We start from the raw sequence: 21,144 nt of genomic DNA, 5'->3' as shown, positions 1-21,144 counted from the left end.
CAGAGATTATTACGAATGGTCACCGTCGGCCGATCACCGTGGGTGGCATCACCGCACGCCCGACTCTGACGGACAGCCACCGTCCCACCCGTTTGGACGGTTACGACGAAACGACAGCGTTCTATCATGCTCCGACTGGGCTACATCGATCCTTCGGGGGAAGATCCACTTTGGCTCGACTCATCACTCTCCTCACCACTTCCGCACTGATCTGCGGGAGCACACTCGCCCTGACGGCCACACCGGCGCTCGCCGCGATCGAGGCACCGGCCGGCCTGCTCACCGCCGGGCAGGCGTGCACGACCACCGCACCCGGCCCCTATCTCAGCCCGCGCCGGCTCAACGACTCCGCGGCCGTGGTGCTCCAGGGCACCTTCGCCGGCGGTGTCACCGGCCAGGAACTACAGGCCGACTTCCAGGTCTGGGACGTCACCAGCCCGGACGACCCGCAGCAGTGGCTCCGGGGTGTCGGCACGGCGAACAACCGGGTCTACGTCCAGCTCGAGGACGACGCGAAGCAGCTCGACGGGGTCACCTACGGCTGGCGGGTGCGGGTCCTCGACCCGGCCGGCACGGCCTCGCCGTGGAGCGGGACCTGCTACTTCACCGTCGACCGGGACGGTGGCGCGGCGCCCACCGTCACCAGCGACGACTATCCGGCCGGTAGCTGGGACAGCGCACACGGCGCGATCGGTGTGCCCGGCACGTTCACCTTCGCCACCACATCGGACGACACGGTCGGCTACTACTACCGGCTCTCCGCGTCCGAGCTGAGCGAGGACAACCCCTGGCGGACGATCCCCACCGACGGCGGCCCGGCGACCCTGTCGTGGACACCGACCGTTGCGGGCAGCCACTGGCTCACCGTCTACGCCGTCGACCGAGCCGGCAACTACTCCGTGGCGGCGCATCACGAGTTCTCCGTGACGGAGACCCGCCCGTCGATCTTCACCGCGGCGTACCCGGACTACAGCGGCACCTTGAAGTACAACGTCGGCGTTCCGGCCGACTGGCAGTTCACCTCGAACATCGCGGACACCACCGGTTTCGCGTGGCGGATCGACGGTGACGGCCCGTCCGGCACGGTCTCGGTGGCCGCCAGGGAACGCGAGGCGACCACATCGATCACCCCGGTCAAGGCCGGAAAGCAGACGCTGTACGTGCGGAGCCGCACCGCCGACGGCAAGGTGCACGCCGAGCGGGCGTACGAGTTCCTGGTCGACGACGGCCCCCGTCTCACCGGGGACATCGACCGCAGCGTGATCATCGGCTCGACGTTGCGCTTCCACCTGGAGCCGCGCCGGCCGAAAGTCACGTCGTACGTCTACTGGTTCAGCGTCTCGGGTCAGCCCGGCCCGAAGCGCACGCTGAAAGCAGGGTCGACCGGCAGTGCCGACCTCGCCGTCGCCGCGAACGAGCTGAATCTCGGTGGCCTGTGGGTGCAGAGCCTCAGCAGCGACGGCACTCTGTCGGTGCCCCGCTGGGGACACTTCTCGATCTCCGGCGCGTCACCGGGTGTGAGCCGCAGTGGCGGCGATGCGACCGGCCAGACGGCCGTCTTCACGGCACGCACCCTCATGACCGGCGTGGTGGCTTACGACGTCGTCTTCAACGGTGACGCGACCACCCGCCGGACGGTCAAGCCGAACGCCGACGGCAGCGCGACGATCCGGTTCGTCCCGCTGCGTAGCGGATACAACTGGCTCAACGTGACGGCCCGCAACGCCGCCGGGGTGACCACCAGTAATGGCGGGACGTCCTGGCAGGTCACCGCGTCTCCAGCGCTGAGGTCGACGAGCCGGCCGGTGATCAGCGGAGCCGTCGCGGTCGGCGGCACGGTTCGCGCCTCGGCCGGTGGATGGACTCCCGCGCCCGGCTCCTACCGGTACCAGTGGGCGGCGAACGGGACGGCGATCAAGGGAGCGACCGGGGCCACGTACGTCATCCCCGCCTCGGTCCTCGGCAAACGCCTCACCGTGACGGTGATCGCGGACCGCGTCGGCCACCCGTCCGGCACCGCCGTCGCCACCGCGACTCCGGCCGTGGTGAAGGGCGCCGCACCCAAGGCGACCACCAGACCCACGATCAGCGGTACGGCGAAAGCCGGTAAGACCCTGACCGCCCGGGTCGGGGTCTGGTCACCGAAGGCCGGCTCCTACCGGTACGAGTGGCGGGTCAACGGCAAACTGCTCAAGACCACCACGAAGACGCTCAAGCTGACCGCGTCGATGAAGGGCAAGAAGATCACCGTGACGGTCGTCGCGCTCCGGCCCGGCCACCTGAACGGCCGGGCCACCAGCAAGGCGGTCACGGTTCGCAAGTGATGTGACTCCAGCGGCTCCCCGGGATGTCAAGCCTGGGGAGCCGTCCGGGGCCAGTTCTGGCCGGGTAGGAACATTGCTGGGGCGTGGCGGAGGACATGCAGGATGTGGCGGGCTGCGCGGGAGCGGTTGACCGGCTTCAGGGCTACACCTAGGCCCAGTTCGGCGCGCAAGGTCTGCGGATGGGTGTCGCCGAGGGCCTGCCGGGCGCCCTGGAACGCGTCCTCGAAGTGCTCGTCGCCGCCGACCGCCCAGCCGAACAGCAACTCGGCCCGGAACCGGACCGGCTCGTCGAGGGCGAATCGGTCGCGCACGTCCTCGCGTACCGCCGCAAGCTCTTGAACTGCCTCTTCGTATCGCCCCCAGGCGACCAGCGCCTCGGCATGGACCACCGCCAACGTCAGGGTCAGGGTGTGCCGCGGGCCGTGGCCGGTGGCGAAACGTCCGCGGAATCGCCGCAGCTCGCGGGCGGTCTCCTCCCAGATCGTCCGGTCGTTCTTCGGCTCGGTGAGCGGCAGGGCCAGTTCCGCGGCGGCCAGCATCCGGACCGCCTCGATCAGCCCGGGGTGATCGTCGCGGCGCCAGCTCAGGTAGTCGGCGATCACCCGGACCAAGCGGCGCCGGGCGGACGCCTCCGATCCGGCTTCGATCTCGGCGCGGGCCAGTTCCCGCTGGGCCTCCTGCACCGGGCCGAAGGCGGCCGAACCGGGACCGAGACGGTCGATCAGGTCGATCAGGCCGGTCCGGGACTCCTCGTGCTCGCCCCGCAGCCGCCGCGACCGCAGGTAGGCGATGGCCGTCCCGGTGTCGTTCGATGACGTCAGGATGGTCCACAGGGCGTCCGCCCGGGTGGTGTCACCGCCGAGGTCCTCGAGTGTCTCGGCGAGCAGCAGGCGGGCCCGGTGCCGGAGTGCCGGGTCGTTGGCGAGCGGTACCGCCCGGTCGGCGCAGTCGCGGGCCTCCTCCAGGTCGCCGGCCGCCCGCAGGTGCTGGGCCGCTTCGGTGAGGACGGCCGGGTCGTCGAAGTTCTGTTCGGCCAGGTCCCGGTGGTGCGGCAGGGTCATCGAGCCGTGGGCGACCACCCGTCGGTGCAGCCGGTCGACAACCGCGCCGGGCAGGTCCGGGCGTCCGGACAGCCGGGCCGCGTGCCGGGCCACCAGGAACGATTCGATCGGATCGGACCACGGGTGGTCGAGCACCGCGTCGGCGAACTGCCGGGCCAGCCGGGTCCAGTCGATCGGTGGCAGGTACCGCCGGGCCACGTCGCGGGCCAGCGAGTGCACGTGCCAGGTTCCGTCGATCCGGGTGGCGAACAGGTGCCGGGCCAGTTCGTCGGCGGCCTGTTCGGCGGCGGCGCCCAGGAACAGCCGGATCAGGCCGGGCGGCAGAGCGGCCGGTGAGGTGAGCGCGGAGACCCGCAACAGGCGGCAGGCCGGTTCGCTGAGGGCGTCGAGACGGTCCCGGAGCAGCATCGCGACCGGATGGTTGCCGATCCGCCCGGTCAGCTTGGTGTAACCGGACCCGTCGCGCAGCGCGAGCCCGGCCAGACGCACCGACAGGGCGTGCCCGTCGAGTCGTTCGGCCAGTTCGGCGGCTTCCTGTTCGGTTCCGTCGCGGTGGCCGCGGAGGATCCCGGCGGCGTCCGCGATGTCGAGGGGTCCGATGTCGACGGTGGGGACGGCCAGGCCGGCGACGTCCCGGTTGGTGATCAGGACGGTCCGCAGCCGGCGGCCCGCGGACGGCACGGTGAGCCGCCCGATCAGGTCGTCGTCGAGTTCGCCCGGGATGTCGTCGACGATCAGCAGGCTCGGTCCGCTCTCCGCGGCGACCCGCTCGGCGAACTCGGCCAGCGCGTCGCCGGACGGTGGCAGCGCCATCTGCGCCCGTAGTCCGGCGGCGAGTGTGGCGACCGTCTCGTCCGGGTCGGCGCTGCTGCCGGCCAGGCTCACCCGCCAGATGCCGCGATATCCGGCGCCGGACCGGGTCACGTACTCAGTCGCGAATGCCGTCTTTCCAGCGCCGGGCGGCCCGGCAGGCACGCACACCCGGCTCTCGGCCAGTGCCGTATGCAGGGCCCGCAGCTCAGCAAGGCGTCCGATGAACACGCGCAGGAAGATACCCAGAACACCGCACAACGCTCCACTGCCGCACCGGCCCCGACGATTACGTTCCGGCACCACCCGGTAGCCGGGGTGTCCTAGCGTGCTTGAGGTGACCACCGCAGCGGCTCGTCAGTGTCCGGCGGGAGCGGTTCCTCGGGCGGCTGAGACCGGGGCGATGCCGCGGGCCACTCCGGCCACGGTCAACCGCTTCGCGATGACCAGGCCGATCTTGACGAAGACGATCGTGCTGACGGCCAGCAGCACGAAGAAACCGGCCTTCCCGGCGACGGCCATGTCGTCGATGCCGAAGTAGGCGTACGCGCTGATCGCGTAGAAGGTCTGGAACATCAGCGCGGTCAGGTAGAACAGCCAGGGCCGCCAGATCCGGTAGAGCGTGACCAGGAAGCCCAGCTCCATCGCGACGCCGATCATCAGGTTGGTGACGATGGCGCTCGGCCCGGCCGGTGAGGCGATGTTGATGATCCCGGCGAGCAGCATGGTCAGCACCGCGGCACCCGGCCGGCGCAGCACCGCCAGGGCGATCACCGGGCCGAGCAGCCACACACCGGCCATCGCCGCGTAGGCCAGCGGAACCGTCGCCGAGATCGCGAACGACACGAAGAACGCCGGTATCAGCAGCACACCGGTGGCCGCGCCGATCGCCGCGCACGCCATCAGGAAACGGGTGGTCAATCTCTTCATCCGAGGACTCCAGAAAGGTGAGGAACAAGGCAGAGAAGAAGAAGACCGATCGCGAGTACGGCGTCCCGGCCCCGTAACGGGACATGCCTGCGTTCGGTGCGCGCCGGGTACGCGCCGAAGCCTCGGGCCTCCATCGCCAGCGACACCCGATCGCCGTGCCGCATCGCCCCGGCCAGCAGCGGCACCACGTACCCGCTGTAACGCCGGGTGGTGGCCACCGGACCGCGGCCGCCGTGCACTCCGCGCACCCGGTGCGCCAGCCGGATGATCTCCAGGTCGCGCCGGAACCGGGGCACGAACCGCATCGCGGCGAACCCGGCGTAACCGATCCGGTACGGCATCCGCAGGTGCGTGATCATCGAACGGACCAGGTCGGTGCCCTCGGTGGTGAGCCCGGCGATCAGCGCGAGCATCAGTACCGCGACCACCCGCAGTCCGGTCGCCAGCCCGATCTCCAGGGCACCCCGCCAGTCGTCGGCCTTCGACGGGTCGGTCCACACCCCGAACGACAGCGTCAGCACCACGACCAGCAGCGGCGGGCCGGCCAGCGTCCACAGCAGCACCCGGCCCCGCAGCCCGCCGAAGGCCAGCAGCAGGACCAGGGCGGACACCGCGAGGGCGGCCGGTGTCCACAGGTCCCGGGACAGCCCGGCGACGATCATCGCCGGCACCGGGGCCAGCACTTTGACAACCGGGTTGTAGGAGCGCAGCGACAGGATCGAGGCGGTCACCGCGACGGCTCCAGGGCGGGCAGGTCGGCGAGGCGGGTCACGGTGTGCCAGGCCGGATGACGGGCGAGGGTACGAGCGGCTCGGGCGAGTGGTGGCGGGCACAACCCGGTCCGGGTCAGCAGTGCGGTGTCGGTGTAGATCTCGGCGGGCGTGCCGTCGGCGATCACCCGGCCGTCGTCGAGCACGAGCAGCCGGGTGGCGTACTCCGCGATCAGGTGCATGTCGTGGCTGACCACGACCACGGTGGTGCCGTCGCGGTGCAGTTCGCCGAGCAGGTCGAGCAGTTCGGCGGCGCGGGCCCGGTCCTGGCCGAAGGTGGGTTCGTCGAGCACCAGTACGCGAGGGCGGGTCACCAGGGCGGCGCCGACCGACAGTCGCCGTTTCTGCCCGCCGGAGAGCAGAAACGGGTGTACGGCCCGCAGGTCGCGCAGGTCCAGACGGTCGAGCAGTTCCTCGACGCGGGCGGCGGCGGTCGTGCCGTACGCCAGTTCGTCGTCGACCCGGTTGGTCAGGAACTGGTGCTCGGGGTTCTGGAAGACAAAACCGGCCGGCCCGGTGATCGTGACCCGCCTGCTGGGGATCACTCCGGCGAGCGCCTGGGCCAGGGTGGTCTTGCCGGCCCCGTTGGCTCCGGCCATGGCGACGAACTCCCCGGCGCCGATGTCCACGGTGATGTCGTGGAGCACTGCTGTCCGGCCCCGCGTGACGGTCAGACCCCGTACCGAGATGGCGGTCTCGGACCTTGACGTTGATCTCGGGTTGTCCCGCAGTGCGGGCAGCACCGGCACGGCGTCCAGGGCGGTCGCCAGCTCCGCCGGAGTCAGTGGCAGCGGTTCCAGGACGACACCGGCCGTCCGCAGCCGTAGCGCGGCCAGGGTGGCGACCGGTAGCCAGACGCCCAGTTCGAGCAGTTCGTCGACGTGATCGGTGAGGATCGCGCGGGCCGGGCCGTCGAGCACCACCCGGCCCGCGCCGTCCAGCACGATCACCCGGTCCACGAAGTCGATGGCGGCGTCGAGGTTGTGCTCGACCAGCAGAACCGCCCGGTCCCGCCCGGCGGCGACCGCCCGCAGCGTCCGGTAGACCTCCTCGACACCGGCCGGGTCGAGGTTCGCGGTCGGCTCGTCGAGGACCAGCACCGGGGTACGCAACGCGAGCGCGCAGGCGATCGCGAGCCGTTGCCGGCCACCGCCGGAGAGGATGTCGGGGTCGTCGTGCCGGCGGTCCCAGAGGCCGACCAGCCGGAGCGCCTCCTCGGCCCGCTCCAGCACCTCGGCGACCGGGACCAGCAGGTTCTCCGGGCCGAAGCAGACCTCGTCGAGCAGGCTGGCGGTGACGATCTGGGCGTCCGGGTCCTGGAAGACCATCGCCACGTCGCGGGCCAGCTCGGGGACGGTGCTCGCGGCGGTGCAGGTGCCGGCGACGGTCACCGTGCCGTCCATCTCGGCGCCGATCACGTGCGGGATCAGGCCGTTCGCGGTGAGGGTGAGTGTCGACTTGCCACAGCCGGACGGGCCGAGCAGCAGCACCACCTCGCCGGCCCGCAGTTCGGCCGACACCTCCACCGGGCGCGGCACGCCGTGACTCATCGAACCGGATTCGTCGTACACCTCGTGCCGCACGGACACACCGGTGAGCCGCAGCAGCACATCGGACATGAAGCTAAGGATAGGCATACCTCATTTGACGGAGGGTCCCCGGGCAGTGACCGATATCGCCTTCTCGGGGCTGGACGTTGACTTCAATTCGGGTTGAGGTTCTACCGTCACCCCGACAGACCACCGAAAGACGGGGAACGCGTGTTCAGCGACATCGACACCGAGACCGGCCAACGGTTCAAGGACGCCTTCCGCCGCTATCCCACCGGGGTGGCGGTGATCGCCGCGGCCGGACCGGTGGGCCTGACCGCCTCCAGCGTCGCGTCGGTGGCCGCCCACCCGCCGGCCCTGTCCTTCTCGGTGATGGACGGCACCTCGGCCCGGGCGATCCTCGCGGCGCCGAGTCTCACGGTGAATCTGCTGAGCGCGGCGCACCTCGACCTGGCCCGCGACTTCGCCCGCTCCGGCGGTCCCCGGTTCACCCCGGAGCAGGGCTGGGAGACGCTGCCCACCGGCGAGCCGTTCCTGCCCGGCGCCCTGGCGAGCCTGCGGATCGCACCCCTGCACCTGGTGCCTGTCGGCGCATCGACGGTGGTCGTCGCCGGAGTGCTCCAGGTTCTGCTCGGGCCGCCGGGCGGACGGCTCGTGCACCACGACCGCACCTTCTTCGGAGAAGACATCTGAGACGAAGCGGGTCAAGATTGAACCGAACCGCCCTCACGTGACGTGACTCTCCTTAGGTTCGGGCGGTTATGACCACCCGAACCATCGAGACGTTTGCTTTGCCATGCGATAGTGCGTGGCGTTGTCGGACCCGTTGGTGGGGAGAGTGGCTTGGCGAGAACCATGAAACGTCGCGCACCGCTGTGGGCACGGATCACCACCGCTGTCGGTTGCACACTCGCCGTGGTCAGCGGCGGAGCACTGGTCGGTGGGCAGACCCTGATCGCCCAGTACACCAGCGACTTCACCGACGACAGTCTGCTCGAGAGCACAGCGGCGAACGCGGCGGCGAAAAAGGACATCAAAGGCCCGCTGACGATGCTGCTGGTCGGTATCGACCCGCGGAACGCGAAGACCCCGCCGCTGTCGGACTCGATCGTGGTCGTCCACGTCCCGGCCGACATGAGCACCGCCTACCTCTTCTCGATCCCCCGCGACCTGTACGTGGAGATCCCGGCCGACTCGAAGTCCGGCCTCCGCGCGCACCGCGGGAAGATCAACTCCGCGATGGCGCTGGGTAGCCAGGTCAACGGCAAGATCAACGTGGCGAACGGTTTCAAGGTGCTGGAGAAGGCGGTTCGCAACGTCACCGGCATCAAGGAGTTCGACGCCGCGGCGATCATCAACTTCGGCGGCTTCAAGAACGTCGTCGAAGCCCTCGGTGGCGTCTCCATGGTCATCGACATGGACGTGAAGTCGGAACACCTCACGCCCGAGGGCAAGCAGCGCCCGCGGCTGGACCGCTGCCCGGCGAAGAACTCGCCCAGTGGCTGCGACCACCCGTACACCGGACCGCAGGCGACGTACAAGAAGAGCAGCAAGGCCGTCCGGCTCGAACCGTGGCAGGCGCTCGACTACGTCCGGCAGCGGTACGCCAACGCCGGGGTCCCGATGACCGACTACGACCGGCAGCGGCACCAGCAGCAGTTCATCAAGGCCATGGCCAAAGAGGCGATGAGCAAGAACGTCATCACCGACGTCAGCAAGCTCTCGAAGATCCTGGACGCGGCCGGCAAGTCGCTGACGTTCGCGGGTGGCGGCAACAGCCCCATCGAGTGGGCGGTGGCGATGAAGGACCTGAACGTCGACGACATGACGACGGTCAAGCTGCCCGGTGGTGGCAAGTTCGACGGGAACTCCTACCTCGGTGAGGAGTTCGGCGCCGGAGCCGACGACTTCTTCGCGGCCGTCGCCGAGGACCGGGTGGCCCCGTTCCTGCTGGACAACCCGAAGCTGGTCAACAAGGACGGCTGAGCACGCACGCTGGGAAAAGGGGCCGCGAGGCCCCTTTTCTCGTTCACGGGAACCGCACAGGATTCGCAAAGGTCAGGGCGAGACTTCCGGCGCACGCTTTCCTTCACAGCATCGAGTGAAGGGAGCCCCCATGCAGCGGGACACCGGGAAACGCAAGGCCGCGCTGATCACTGGCGCCCTGGTCGTGGCGAGTGTGGCGGCTACCGCGACGATCGGCGCGGCGGCCTACGCGGCCGACGACTCCTCGACCTCCACAGCTTCCACCACGTCCTCGACATCGACATCGACATCGACCAGCGACTCCCCCACCGTCTCCAGCGGCAGTGACAGCAGCAGCTCGCAGGCGACCTCGGGAGGTTCCTGAGATGCCGCTGATCGAAACGCTCCCGGTCCGCCCGGACACCGCGCAGTGGCCGGCCTGGGGCACCGTGGCCCGACTCGTGGTGACCGACCCGGCCGTCCTGGACCAGGCCGCCGGCATCCTGCGGGACGAGCTGTCCGCGGTCGAGCAGGCGTGCAGCCGGTTCCGCCCGGCCTCCGAGATCCGCGACGTGTGCCGGTCCGGTGGCCGGCCGGTCATCGTCAGCGCCCTGCTCGCCGAACTGGTCGGCGCGGCACTGACCGCGGCCCGGGAGACCGACGGGGCGGTCGACCCGACCGTCGGCGGGGCGCTCTGCGCCCTCGGGTACGACCGGGACTTCGCCGAACTGGCCGGCCGGACCGTCGGCTCCGGGGTCCGGGTCTTCCCGGCACCCGACTGGCGGGCCGTGCGGCTGCGCGGCCGGGAACTGACCGTCCCGCACGGCATGCTGATCGACCTGGGCGCCACCGCGAAAGCGGTCGCCGCCGACCGGGCCGCGGCCCGGATCACCGACCGGCTCGGCACCGGAGTGCTGGTGGCGCTCGGTGGGGACATCGCCACCGCCGGATCCGGCCCGGACGGCGGCTGGCAGGTGCTGGTCCAGGACCGGCCCGGCGACCCGTCCTGCACGATCCGGATCCCGGCCGGCTCCGCGCTTGCCACCTCCAGCACCGCCGGGCGCACCTGGGGACGGCCCGGTGAACTGCTGCACCACATCGTCGACCCGGCGACCGGGCGGCCCGCGCCGACCGTCTGGCGGACCGTCTCGGTGGCGGCCTTCAGCTGCCTGCAGGCCAACACCCTGAGCACCGCCGCGATCGTTCGGGGCCACGGCGCTCCGCGTCTGCTCGCCGGGGTGCCGAGCCGGCTGGTCACCCCGTCGATGCGGATCCTGCGTACGGGTGGGTGGCCGGCATGAGCGACGAAGTCCTCTGGTACTTCGCCCGGGGCAGCGGCGTCGTCTCGCTGGTCCTGCTGACCGTGGTGGTCGCGCTCGGGGTGGGGGCCCGGTCCGGGCGTACCGCCTTCGGGCTGCCCCGTTTCGCCGTCAACCTGCTGCACCGCAACGCGGCCCTGCTCAGCGTGCTGTTCCTGGCCGGGCACGTGATCGCGCTGCTGTTCGACTCGTACGCCGATCTGGATCTGATCGACCTGGTGGTCCCGTTCGTCGGGGACTACAGCCCGTTCTGGCAGGGGCTCGGCACGGTCGCCCTGGACCTGCTCGCCGCGATCGTGATCACCAGTCTGCTGCGGCACCGGATCGGAGTGCGGGCCTGGCGGATCGTGCACTGGCTCGCCTACCTGAGCTGGCCGATCGCGCTGATGCACGGGCTCGGCGCCGGCAGCGACAACGGCACCTGGTGGCTGTGGGCGATCTCGATCGGCTGTGCCGCCGTGGTGATGGCCGCCGTCGGGTGGCGTACGTCCGCGTCCTTTGGTCGTTTCCCGGCCCGCGCGGACCGGCAGGTCTCACCGCGACTCCGGCCACTGAGCGTTTCGTCGAAGGGGAACTGATGACCGGCATGATGACCGCGCAGGTGGAACAACGGCTCCTGACCGGGGACCGCGCGCACGGCCCGCTGCCCGCACTGAGCGGCGCCGAGATCATCACGATGGCCCGCGAGGCCGGGATCACCGGCCGGGGCGGCGCCGGGTTCCCGGTGTGGCGCAAGCTGAGCGCGGTGGCCGCCGTCGGCCGTCCGGCCGTGGTGATCGCGAACGCCGCCGAGGGCGAACCGGCCGCCGGCAAGGACAAGGCGCTGCTCACCGTGGCACCGAACCTGATCCTGGACGGTCTCCAACTGGCGGCCCGGGCGACCGGGGCGAAGACCGCGCACTTCTACGCGCCGGCGGCGGCTCTCGGCCCGATCCGGGCGCTGCTGGACGAGCGCCGGCGGGCCGGTCTGGACCCGGTGCCGGTCGGTCTGCACGCGGCACCGGACGCGTTCGTCTCCGGTGAGGAGTCCGCGGTGGTCGGCGCGGTCTCCGGGCGGGGCGCGGTGCCCGCCGACAAGCGGATCCGGATCACCGAGTCCGGCGTCGACGGCGCACCCACCCTGGTCCAGAACGTCGAGACGCTCGCCCATCTGGCGCTGATCGCCAGGTACGGGCCCGACTGGTTCCGCGGCGCCGGCACGGCCGACGAGCCGGGCACGTTCCTGGCCACCGTCAGCGGCTCGGTCAACCGGCCCGGGATCGTGGTCGAGGCGGGTTACGGCGTGCCGCTCGGGGATCTGATCGCCGCGGCGGGTGGTGTCGCGGCGACCGGGATACAGGCGGTGCTGGTCGGTGGCTATCACGGCGGCTGGGTGCCGGCCGATCCCGCGCTGCCGGTGAGCCGGGCGGCGCTCGCCCCGTACAGTGCCGCACCCGGCGCCGGAGTGATCATCGCACTGCCGGCTACGTCCTGTGGGCTGACCGAGACCGCCCGGATCGCGAACTACCTGGCCGGTGAGGTGGCGGGCCAGTGCGGCCCGTGTGTCAACGGCCTGCCCCGGATGGCGGAGACCCTCTCCGACCTGGCCCGGCGACGGAACCGTCCCGGCCTGCCGGCCGAGGTCGAACGCCTGGCCCGGCTGGTCACCGGCCGGGGCGCCTGCCGGCATCCGGACGGGACCGCCCGTCTGGTCCTCAGCGCGATGCGGGCTTTCGAAGCCGACGTCGCCGCGCACCTGACCGGACGTTGCCTGGCACTGGAGGGATCGTGGTGAACACCTCACTGCACATCGACTGGACCGCCTGCGACGGGCGCGGCCTCTGCGCCGAACTCCTGCCGGAACTGCTGGTCGAGGACGATTGGGGCTATCCGGTCGCCCGCGGTGACATGTCCGTGCCGCCGTCACTGGAACCGGCCGCGCGGGAAGCGGTCAACCGCTGCCCGGCACTGGCGCTGCGCCTGCTTCCGCAGGTCAGGCAACCGTCACGGTGATGGTGTGCCAGCCGGTCGCCCCGCTCGGGAACGGGGTGGCCCGCTCCTCGATCTGCACCGCGCCGGTGCCGTCGGTGGCCCGCACCGACAGCGAGTGCGGGCCACGAGTGGCCTGCCACCGGTAACGCCACTGCACCCAGGTGTCGGCCGACGGGACCGGCAGCAGTTCGGCGGCCTGCCACTCGCCGCCGTCCACCCGGATCTCGACCCCGGTGATGCCCCGGCCCTGTGCCCAGGCCACCCCGGCGACCGTCACCGGGCCGGCGTCGGGACGGGCGAACGGCAGTGGCCGGTCGATCCGGGACGCGGTCTTCACCTCGCCGCCGGGAGCCCACTCGCGTTCGACCCAGTAGGCGTCGAAAGCCGCGAACGTGGTCACTTCCAGCTCGGCGACCCACTTGCAGGCGCCGGCGTAGCCGTACAGCCCCGGGGTCAGCATCCGGACCGGAAACCCGTGCTCCGGTCGCAGCGGCTCGCCGTTCATCGCCACCGCCAGCATCGTGTCGCGGCCGTCCAGAGCGGTGGCGATCGGGGTTCCGATGGTCATGCCCTCCACCGACCGGGCCACGATCTGATCGGCCCCGGCGTCCAGACCGGCTTGCTTCAACAGCGGACCCAGCGGTACGCCGAGCCAGCGCGCCGTGCCGATGTAGGGGCCACCGACCTCGTTGGACACACAGTTGAGCGTGATGTCCCGTTCGATCATCGGCCGGGCGAGCAGTTCAGCGAGCGACAGCCGCAGTTCGGTCCCGACCATGCCGTGAATCCGCAGCGACCAGGTGTCCGGGTCGACGCGCGGCACCGTCAGGGCGGTGTCGACGCGGTAGAAGTCGGCGCTGGGAGTGGTGAAGCCGGGTCCGATGCCGGAGGGCAACGGTTCGGCCGGCGACTGCGGGACCGGTAGCCGCAGGTCGGTCCGGATCCGGCCGACCGTGCGCCGGACGATCTGGGCCCCACCTTCGGCTAGGACCGCGGCCCCGGCGACCAGGGCCAGTCCGCGGAGGAAGGATCGGCGATTCGTGAGTGTGGGCCGCCCGATGTGCCCGAGCAGCCACCACAGGGTCGCTCCGGCCACTGTCGCGGCGAGCAGCGACGGAAGGGTGTCCGGCAGGGTTCCGGTCGGCCGGGACAGGGCCGCGGTGGCGCCGAGAGCCCCGAAGAGTGCGGTACCGGCCACGATCACCGGGCGGCGGCGCTGCCCGAGAATGCCGATCATGGCGGCGTAGGCGGCCACCACCAGGCCGATGGTGGCCAGAAGGACCGGCTTGTCGTACGTACCGAGCTCGCGGACGGCGAACTCCTTGACCGGGGTCGGCGTGGCGTCGATGACGGCTGCCCCGACCGTGACGAGGGGTCCGGCGGCGGGCCGGGCCACGGCCGCGAACAGTTCCGCGACCGCGATCCCGATTCCCGCGGCGGCCACTCCGGCCGACGCACCACGCAGGTGCTTCGTCATCAGCTCTTCGGCATCAGAACGGTGTCGATGATGTAGACGTTGGCGTTCGCGGTCTGCACGTTGCCGCAGATCACCGCCGCCTCACCGTTGACCTTGAAGTCCTCGCCACTGCCGGTGACGGTGACCTCGCCACCCTGCAGCGTCTTGTGCTCGCCGTCCAGGTCGGCGGGCGTGAGCTGCCCGGCCACCACATGGTAGGTGAGGATGTCGGTCAGGGTCTTCTTGTTCGCGAGCACCTTCTTGAGGTCCGCGGCCGGGATCTTGGCGAAGGCGTCGTTGGTCGGCGCGAAAACGGTGATCTTGTCGGCCGAGTTGAGCGAGTCGACCAGATCGGCCTTCTTGACCGCGGTGACCAGGGTGGACAGCAGCGGGTTGCCGGACGCCGCGGTCGCGACCGGCACCTCGGCCATCGCCTCGAAGCTGCCGGCGTTTGCCGGGTCGGTCGGCACCGCCGCACAGCCGGGACCGAAATTGACCATCGAGTCGGTGGTGGCCGCCGCGCTCGGTGCCGCGGTGGTCATGGTCGGCGCCGCCGCCGAGTCGGTGCCGGTGCTGGTGTCGGTGGTGCTGTCATCACTGCTACAGGCGGCCAGAGAGATCGAGAAGATCGTGGCGGCGGCGATGGCGGTGAGCTTCGTAGCGCGCATGGCTCGTTCCTTACGTCGGGGTTTTTACACCCTTTCTTCGGAACGACCCATGCGCTGGATTGGTCGGTTCTCAGATTATTTTGACGAGTGCTTGGACAGGTGCCGTCGGCGTCGTGGAACCCGTCGCCGGCTCCACCGAGACACCCACCGCGGAGGCGCCCGGAAGACCTTCGACGACCTGCACGATCGACGACTGGCCCGCCGCCAGAACCCCGGCCGAGGTCGGCGTCTCGCCGCGAATCGTCCACAGCTGGAAGGCCCGGCCGGCGTCCGGCGCCCGGTCGGCAGCGAGCGTGACCACACCGGCGTTCTGCAGACGAGAACTCGCCACCGTGACCCGGCCGCCGCTGGTCAACCGGTCCTCGGTCACCACCAGGTCGGGGGCGGCGAGGATCGACCGGAGCCGGGACTCGCTCGCCTGAGCCTGCTCGGCCCGGGACTCCGCCTGCCGTACCCGCTGATCCTGAACGGTCCAGACCGCCGCACCCGCCCCGGCCACCGCGACCACGACGGCAGCCGCGGCCACCAGCCGCATCCTCCGCGGAGCCCGCACCGGGGCGGCTGTGGTCCGGCCCGCCGGAGTGATCTGCCGGGTCGTCCCGATCGCCGCCAGCACGTTGTCGCGCAGCCCCGGCGGCGGCACCGACCAGGCGCCGTCGGCCAGCCGTGTCACCGTCTCCTGCAACTCGCCCGCCTCGATCCGGCACGGCTCGCAGTCGCGCAGGTGCCGGGCGAAAGTGGCCCGCTCGATGTCGTCCAGCGCATCCAGTGCATACGCCCCGACCAGGGCGTGAACGTCTGCAGTCATGCCGCCACCCCGTTCGCGAGACAGTCGCGCAGACGAATCAGCCCGTCGCGCATCCGGGTCTTGACCGTCGCCAGCGGCACCGCGAGCAACTCCGAGACCTGTGGGTAGGTGTGCCCCTGGTAGTAGGCGAGCGTGACCGCCTGCCGCTGCAACTCGGTCAGGTCGTCCAGGCAGTGCCGCACCTGCTGACGCTCCAGTCGCCCGGTGACCTCGTCGGCCACCGCGTCGTACGGGGTGTCGACCGCGGCCGCACCGGCCCGGATCGTCCGGTCGGTCGCGGCCTGCTCGGATCGCACCCGGTCCACCGCCCGGCGGTGCGCGATGGTGAACACCCACGCCGTCGGCGACCCACGCTCCGGATCGAACCGGGCGGCCGAGCGCCACACCTCGACCATCACCTCCTGCGCGACCTCCTCGGCCAGCGCCGGGTCCCGCAGCACCCGCCGGATCAGGCCGTAGACACGGGGGGCGACCAGGTCGTACAGCTTGCCGAACGCCTCTTCGTCACCACGGGCCACGGCCCGCAGGAGTTCACCGGCATCGGGGCCTCGATCCGGTTCCGGAACCGGAGTCAAGTACTCCGGGCGATTGTTAGTGCCACGCTCCGCCATGACTCTCCGTCCTCACCGACAACTTATCCCCATTCGGAGCCGGGCGGGCCGCGGATTGGTGCGGGTTTAAGGATGTTTAAGGTCCTGCCTCTTTACTTTTTTGTTAACAGTCCTAAATATTGATACATCTCAACTGGTGTTCGGTGGAGGGGCTGCTAATGAGGCGTTCCAGATCGGTAATCCTCGCCACGGTGACGGCGCTCTTCGCCGGAGCCGTGGCCACCAACTTCGCGGGCAGCGCCTCGGCGGCCGCCGCCTGCGCGACCGCGTGGAGCGCGACCACGGTCTACGTCAACGGGAACGTGGCCTCGCAGAGCGGGCACAACTACACCGCCAAGTGGTGGACGCAGAACGAGTCACCGGCCACCAACAGCAGCCAGTGGGCGGTCTGGGCGGACAACGGGGTCTGTGAAGGTGGCACCACCACCCCGCCGACGACCACCCCGCCGACAACGACCCCGCCCACCACGCCACCCACCACCCAGCCTCCCGGTGACGGCTCGTTGCCGAAGCACTTCCTCACCGGGTACTGGCAGAACTTCGACAATGGCGCCACACCGCTCAAGCTCGCCGCCGTCCCGGCCACCTACGACCTGATCGCGGTCGCCTTCGCGGACGCCACCACCACCGCGGGCGCGGTCACCTTCAACCTCGATCCGGGCCTGGCCGCTGCGGTCGGCGGCTACACCGACGCCCAGTTCAAGGCGGACATCGCCACGCTGCACACCCGCGGCAAGAAGGTGATCATCTCGGTCGGCGGGGAGAAGGGCACGGTCGCCGTGAACAGCCCGGCCGCCGCCACCGCCTTCGCCGACTCGGTGCACCGGCTGATCCAGACCTACGGTTTCGACGGCGTCGACATCGACCTGGAGAACGGGCTCGACCCGGCCTACATGGCCAGTGCGCTGCGCGCTCTGCGGGCCAAGGTCGGCACCACTCTGATCATCACGATGGCGCCGCAGACCATCGACATGCAGAACCCGCAGTCCTCGTACTTCAAGCTCGCGCTCGACATCAAGGACATCCTGACCGTCGTCTTCACCCAGTACTACAACTCCGGCGCGATGCTGGGCTGCGACAACAACGCGGCGTACAGCCAGGGCACCGTCAACTTCCTGACCGCGCTCGCCTGCATCCCCCTGCAGAACGGGCTGCGCCCCGACCAGGTCGCTCTCGGACTGCCGTCGAGCACCCGCGCCGCCGGTGGCGGATACGTCGCTCCGACGGTGGTGAACGCCGCCCTAGACTGCCTGGCCAGGGGCGTCAACTGCGGCACGTTCCGGCCACCGGCCACGTATCCGGGCATCCGCGGCGCGATGACCTGGTCGATCAACTGGGATGTGACAAACGGCAACAGCTGGGCCAACACCGTCGCGCCGCACCTCACCACCCTCCCCTGATTCGGAGTTCCCCGTGAGACTCAGCAAGAAGATCGCCATCGTGGCGTCGGTCGGAGCCGTCGGTGCCGCCGCCGCGATCCTGCCGATGGCCAGTTCGAACGCGGCCGTCGCGTGCGCCCCGGCATGGAACGCGGCCACCGTCTACCTCAAGGACACCGTGGCCTCGCAAAGCGGCCACAACTACACCGCCAAGTGGTGGACGCAGAACGAGTCACCGGCCACCAGCAGCACCCAGTGGGCGGTCTGGATCGACAACGGCGTCTGTGGCGGCACCACACCCACCACACCCCCGACAACCACACCCCCTACCACCAACCCCCCGTCCGGTACGAAGATGGCCGCCGCCCCGTACCTCTACCCCGGCTGGGGTAACCCGCCGGCCCCGGCCACCGTCGTCAACGCGACCGGCATCAGAGCGTTCACGATGGCGTTCGTGCTGGCCAGCAACGGCTGCAACCCGGCCTGGGACGGCTCGACCGGCCTGACCGGCGGCGTGCACGCCAGCACCATCGCGGCGATCCGGGCGGCCGGTGCCGACGTGATCCCGTCGATCGGCGGCTGGAGCGGCAACAAGCTCGGCCCGAACTGCTCCACCCCGGAGGCGTTGGCCGGCGCGTACCAGAAGGTGATCGACACCTTCCAGCTCAAGGCGATCGACATCGACATCGAGAACACCGACGAGTTCGAGAACTACGTGGTCGCGGACCGGATCGTCGACGCGCTGAAGATCGTCAAGCAGCGCAACCCCGGCGTGAAGACCATCATCACCTTCGGCACCACGCCGACCGGCCCGAACCCCAGCGGGCTACGGCTGATCCAGCAGGCCAAGGCGAAGAACGCGAACATCGACGTGTTCACCCAGATGCCGTTCGACTTCAACGGGCACGCCGACATGTACGCCGCCACCATCGGCGCCACCGAGGGCCTGAAGAACACCCTGAAGACGACGTTCGGCTGGACCGACGCCCAGGCGTACGCCAAGATCGGCATTTCCGGTATGAACGGCCTCTCCGACCAGCAGGAAGTGACAACGGTCGAGACCTGGACCCGGATCCGCGACTACGCGACGAGCAAGGGCCTGGCCCGCTTCACCTTCTGGTCGGTCAACCGCGACCGCGGCTGCGCCGGCGGCGGCGTGGTCAGCGAATGCTCCGGCATCGCCCAGGCGGACTGGGAGTTCACCCGGGTCACCGCCGGCTTCTGACCGGTGCGGAGAAGGGCCGGCCACCGTGGTGGTCGGCCCTTCTCCGGAAGATCCGCCGGGATTACGCCTTGGACAGCAGGTACCGGCGGGGATCGAAATCGCTCATCGAGCCTGTGCCCGCAGACTCTCGATCAGGTCCCGATACCGGCGAACGGTGGCGTTCAGCGCGGCGAAATCGGTCGAACGCAACGCGTTACGTTCCTGCGTGCAGTCGGCACGCAGCCCGGCGAGCCGCTCCGCCTCAGCACTGTCACCTCGGGTCCTCGCCTGGTTGACGAGCGCGGTGTAAGCGGCCACAGCCTGGCTGATCGCCTCGACCGCGACCTCGTAACGCACCGCCTGGTCCGAGTCCCACTCGAACGTCGGCATTCCCGCCAGCACCGATGGCACGTCAGGCTCCGTCATGTCCACCCCGTTCTCCCAGATGCAGTGACCTACATGATTATTTCATCTGGGAACGATCCCGTCGGCCGATATTCGGACGACGGCGCGATCCGGTCCACGTGGTGCCGAGGCACACCGTGAACGGGACCGTCTCGCCGTACGCACCAATCTTGGTGTTGTTGTTCAGCGACAGAACACATCGGACCTGAGACGAGTCGCTGTCGTCACGACGTCGAGGGCTCGCCGGGGACGTCGAACAAGGGCTTCCACGGGTCGTCGGCGTCGATCGGGAACGCTGTCGACGGGGTCTGGTCCTTGTTGTTCCAGCGCGCCTCGTACGGCAGGCCTTCGTAGAGCACCCGGAAGCCACGCCGGTACGTGAGGTCCGGTTTCCAGGTGCGGACGACGTTGGTGACCTGCGGGGTCGGCTCCGGGGCCTTCTCGACCGGGCTGACCGGGCCGAGCACCGACCAGGCGCTCTGCTGGCCGGCGACCGGCACCCCGGACGGGTCCACACCCGAGTTGCCCCACTTGGCCTCGTAGACCACGCCGCGCCAGACCACTTTGTAGCCGGTGACGTACAGGGCGGTCAGACGCCAGATCGGGTACGGGCTGGTCTTCGGGTCGTCGACGGTGATCGCCCGGTCCGGGATCTCGACCGAGCCGGGGTCGTCGCCGGTGGCTTTGCCGGGCAGTCCGGCGAAGACCTTGGAGAAGGCGAGCACCTCCTGGTCGACACCGCTGCACGTGTTGGAGTGCACGACCACCCCGGCGAAGGTTCCGGTGCAGGGCGCGTCCCGGTTGATCGACCACATCGAGACCCGGCCGAGGCCGTTGTCGACGGCGAACCGGGCGAGGCCTTCGGCGTCGGCGACGGTGAAACGTTCGGCGTCGATGTCGTTCTGGCCGATCATCGGGGTGGCGCCGATCCGGGACCAGACCTGCGGCGACGTGAGTTTCTGGCCGAGCCGCAGGTAGAGGTCGGTCAGTTGCTGGTGGGTGCCGTTCAGGGCACTGAGGCCCAGCGCCAGCATGTCCGGGGTCTTGTCGCCGTTGTTGTAGTCCATCGTCATCACGTTGACGCCGCGCAGATCCACGCCGCCTTCGAGCATGCCGCGGACCACGCCGACACCGTCCGCGGTGAGACCGCTCGGGGTGACCGGCAGGGTCAGCCACACGTCGAGGTCGTCGTGTTCCTTCTGCACCGCGGCGACCGCTTTGACCCGGCGCTGCAGCGAGGCCTGGTCGGCGGTGGCGGTTCCCTCGATGTCGAGGTCGAGGGTCCGCACCTCGTACCGGTCGATCAGCTGCTGGTACGCCGCGGTGAGTTCATCCTGGTCGGTGCAGGCGACGGCCAGTTCGGAGTTGCTGAGCCCGCCGAGGCTGAGGGTGATGTCCCCGCCGGCCTGCCGGAGCTGTTCGATGCGACGGTCCAGGTCAAGAGCGGAGGAGGCTTCGCCGAGGGTGTACGCCCCACCCCAGCTCGGGGTGCACGAGTCGTCCGGGTCGGCGACGACGAAGCCGAGGGCGACGTCGTTGGCGGGGTTCGCGCTGGGGTCCTGGAACTGGAAGGTGGGCGTGAGGGTGACGTCGACGTACGGCACCGCCCAGGATTTCGCGGTGGGGCCGGACGTGTCCCGCAGGTGCAGCACCCCGAAGGTGCTTCCGGCGCCGACCATGCCCAGTACGAGCACCAGGATTCCCAGCCTCGTCCACGACAGCCGTTTGGGCGACTGTTCCGGCTCCTGCCAGTTCGGGTCGGCGAGGGGGTCGTACTCCGGCATGGATGCCCTTTCGTTTTCGAGTCGTCAAACGCTTGCGCACTGTGACGACTTTTGCGATCGGGCGAACGGCGGACGGGTGGGGTACGCGGGCACCACGTGTCCTATCCGGAATACGGAGCGTGAATTACC

General features: G+C 70.1%; 20 protein-coding genes. 10 read left to right on the top strand and 10 right to left on the bottom strand.

Annotated elements, in window-relative coordinates; translation table 11 throughout:
• The first annotated feature begins 170 nt into the window (after positions 1-170).
• Complete coding sequence (locus BLU81_RS35180) at positions 171-2,324, top strand: hypothetical protein (RefSeq protein ID WP_092551280.1); 2,154 nt, start codon at positions 171-173, stop codon at positions 2,322-2,324.
• A gap of 26 nt (positions 2,325-2,350) precedes the next feature.
• Here the strand turns inward: BLU81_RS35180 and BLU81_RS35175 are convergent, their stop codons facing one another.
• The 4 genes from BLU81_RS35175 to BLU81_RS35160 all read right to left on the bottom strand — a co-directional run bounded on the left by BLU81_RS35175 (position 2,351) and on the right by BLU81_RS35160 (position 7,514).
• Complete coding sequence (locus BLU81_RS35175) at positions 2,351-4,426, bottom strand: hypothetical protein (protein ID WP_157751945.1); 2,076 nt, start codon at positions 4,424-4,426, stop codon at positions 2,351-2,353.
• Between the two features lie 126 nt (positions 4,427-4,552).
• Positions 4,553-5,125 (bottom strand): ECF transporter S component, encoded by a 573-nt coding sequence (locus tag BLU81_RS35170; RefSeq protein WP_092551275.1) that lies wholly within the window; start codon positions 5,123-5,125, stop codon positions 4,553-4,555.
• A complete protein-coding gene (locus BLU81_RS35165; protein WP_172890678.1) occupies positions 5,122-5,856 on the bottom strand; it encodes an energy-coupling factor transporter transmembrane component T in 735 nt (244 codons plus the stop codon). The genes BLU81_RS35170 and BLU81_RS35165 overlap by 4 nt, the downstream gene beginning before the upstream one ends.
• Positions 5,853-7,514 (bottom strand): ABC transporter ATP-binding protein, encoded by a 1,662-nt coding sequence (locus tag BLU81_RS35160; protein WP_231953649.1) that lies wholly within the window; start codon positions 7,512-7,514, stop codon positions 5,853-5,855. The genes BLU81_RS35165 and BLU81_RS35160 overlap by 4 nt, the downstream gene beginning before the upstream one ends.
• Positions 7,515-7,655: 141 nt before the next feature.
• Here BLU81_RS35160 and BLU81_RS35155 point away from each other — a divergent pair, with 141 nt between their 5' ends.
• The 7 genes from BLU81_RS35155 (at position 7,656) to BLU81_RS35125 (ending at position 12,721) form a co-directional block, all read left to right on the top strand.
• Complete coding sequence (locus BLU81_RS35155; RefSeq protein ID WP_172890677.1) at positions 7,656-8,138, top strand: flavin reductase family protein; 483 nt, start codon at positions 7,656-7,658, stop codon at positions 8,136-8,138.
• Positions 8,139-8,300: 162 nt separating this feature from the next.
• Positions 8,301-9,431, top strand: a complete 1,131-nt coding sequence (locus BLU81_RS35150) for an LCP family protein (RefSeq protein WP_092551269.1) — start codon at positions 8,301-8,303, stop codon at positions 9,429-9,431.
• A gap of 130 nt (positions 9,432-9,561) precedes the next feature.
• Positions 9,562-9,795: a hypothetical protein gene (locus BLU81_RS35145; RefSeq protein ID WP_092551266.1), complete on the top strand. Its 234-nt coding sequence runs from the start codon at positions 9,562-9,564 to the stop codon at positions 9,793-9,795.
• Between the two features lies 1 nt (position 9,796).
• Complete coding sequence (locus BLU81_RS35140; protein WP_092551263.1) at positions 9,797-10,711, top strand: FAD:protein FMN transferase; 915 nt, start codon at positions 9,797-9,799, stop codon at positions 10,709-10,711.
• On the top strand, positions 10,708-11,307 hold the full coding sequence (locus BLU81_RS35135; RefSeq protein WP_092558069.1) for a ferric reductase-like transmembrane domain-containing protein: 600 nt from the start codon (positions 10,708-10,710) through the stop codon (positions 11,305-11,307). The genes BLU81_RS35140 and BLU81_RS35135 overlap by 4 nt, the downstream gene beginning before the upstream one ends.
• Positions 11,307-12,503: an NADH-ubiquinone oxidoreductase-F iron-sulfur binding region domain-containing protein gene (locus tag BLU81_RS35130; protein WP_197686017.1), complete on the top strand. Its 1,197-nt coding sequence runs from the start codon at positions 11,307-11,309 to the stop codon at positions 12,501-12,503. Before BLU81_RS35135 ends, BLU81_RS35130 begins: the two co-directional genes overlap by 1 nt.
• The gene (locus tag BLU81_RS35125; protein WP_231953648.1) at positions 12,497-12,721 is read left to right on the top strand and encodes a ferredoxin; all 225 of its coding nucleotides are present in this window, start codon (positions 12,497-12,499) and stop codon (positions 12,719-12,721) included. The genes BLU81_RS35130 and BLU81_RS35125 overlap by 7 nt, the downstream gene beginning before the upstream one ends.
• Here BLU81_RS35125 and BLU81_RS35120 read toward each other — a convergent pair.
• The 4 genes from BLU81_RS35120 to BLU81_RS35105 all read right to left on the bottom strand — a co-directional run bounded on the left by BLU81_RS35120 (position 12,702) and on the right by BLU81_RS35105 (position 16,243).
• Positions 12,702-14,177 (bottom strand): molybdopterin-dependent oxidoreductase, encoded by a 1,476-nt coding sequence (locus BLU81_RS35120; RefSeq protein ID WP_092551260.1) that lies wholly within the window; start codon positions 14,175-14,177, stop codon positions 12,702-12,704. The genes BLU81_RS35125 and BLU81_RS35120 overlap by 20 nt on opposite strands.
• Entirely contained in the window at positions 14,177-14,824 is a 648-nt protein-coding gene (locus BLU81_RS35115; protein WP_092551257.1) for a fasciclin domain-containing protein, read from the bottom strand. The genes BLU81_RS35120 and BLU81_RS35115 overlap by 1 nt, the downstream gene beginning before the upstream one ends.
• Before the next feature lie 70 nt (positions 14,825-14,894).
• Positions 14,895-15,632, bottom strand: a complete 738-nt coding sequence (locus BLU81_RS35110) for an anti-sigma factor (RefSeq protein ID WP_092551254.1) — start codon at positions 15,630-15,632, stop codon at positions 14,895-14,897.
• Entirely contained in the window at positions 15,629-16,243 is a 615-nt protein-coding gene (locus tag BLU81_RS35105; protein ID WP_092551251.1) for a sigma-70 family RNA polymerase sigma factor, read from the bottom strand. Before BLU81_RS35105 ends, BLU81_RS35110 begins: the two co-directional genes overlap by 4 nt.
• A 158-nt stretch (positions 16,244-16,401) precedes the next feature.
• Between BLU81_RS35105 and BLU81_RS35100 the strand changes: the two genes are divergently transcribed.
• Together BLU81_RS35100 and BLU81_RS35095 are read left to right on the top strand one after the other, a co-directional pair.
• Complete coding sequence (locus BLU81_RS35100) at positions 16,402-17,643, top strand: chitinase (RefSeq protein WP_092551248.1); 1,242 nt, start codon at positions 16,402-16,404, stop codon at positions 17,641-17,643.
• A 13-nt stretch (positions 17,644-17,656) separates the two neighbouring features.
• Complete coding sequence (locus tag BLU81_RS35095) at positions 17,657-18,847, top strand: glycosyl hydrolase family 18 protein (protein WP_092551245.1); 1,191 nt, start codon at positions 17,657-17,659, stop codon at positions 18,845-18,847.
• Between the two features lie 102 nt (positions 18,848-18,949).
• Here the strand turns inward: BLU81_RS35095 and BLU81_RS35090 are convergent, their stop codons facing one another.
• Both BLU81_RS35090 and BLU81_RS35085 read right to left on the bottom strand, forming a co-directional pair.
• Positions 18,950-19,252 (bottom strand): hypothetical protein, encoded by a 303-nt coding sequence (locus BLU81_RS35090; protein ID WP_092558063.1) that lies wholly within the window; start codon positions 19,250-19,252, stop codon positions 18,950-18,952.
• Positions 19,253-19,455: 203 nt separating this feature from the next.
• Positions 19,456-21,015, bottom strand: a complete 1,560-nt coding sequence (locus BLU81_RS35085; RefSeq protein ID WP_172890676.1) for a chitinase — start codon at positions 21,013-21,015, stop codon at positions 19,456-19,458.
• Between the last annotated feature and the right edge of the window lie 129 nt (positions 21,016-21,144).

This window comes from Actinoplanes derwentensis, from assembly GCF_900104725.1.
Lineage (GTDB): Bacteria > Actinomycetota > Actinomycetes > Mycobacteriales > Micromonosporaceae > Actinoplanes > Actinoplanes derwentensis.
The sequence above is the reverse complement of the archived record's forward strand: the minus strand, read 5'-3'. Positions and strand labels throughout refer to the sequence as shown.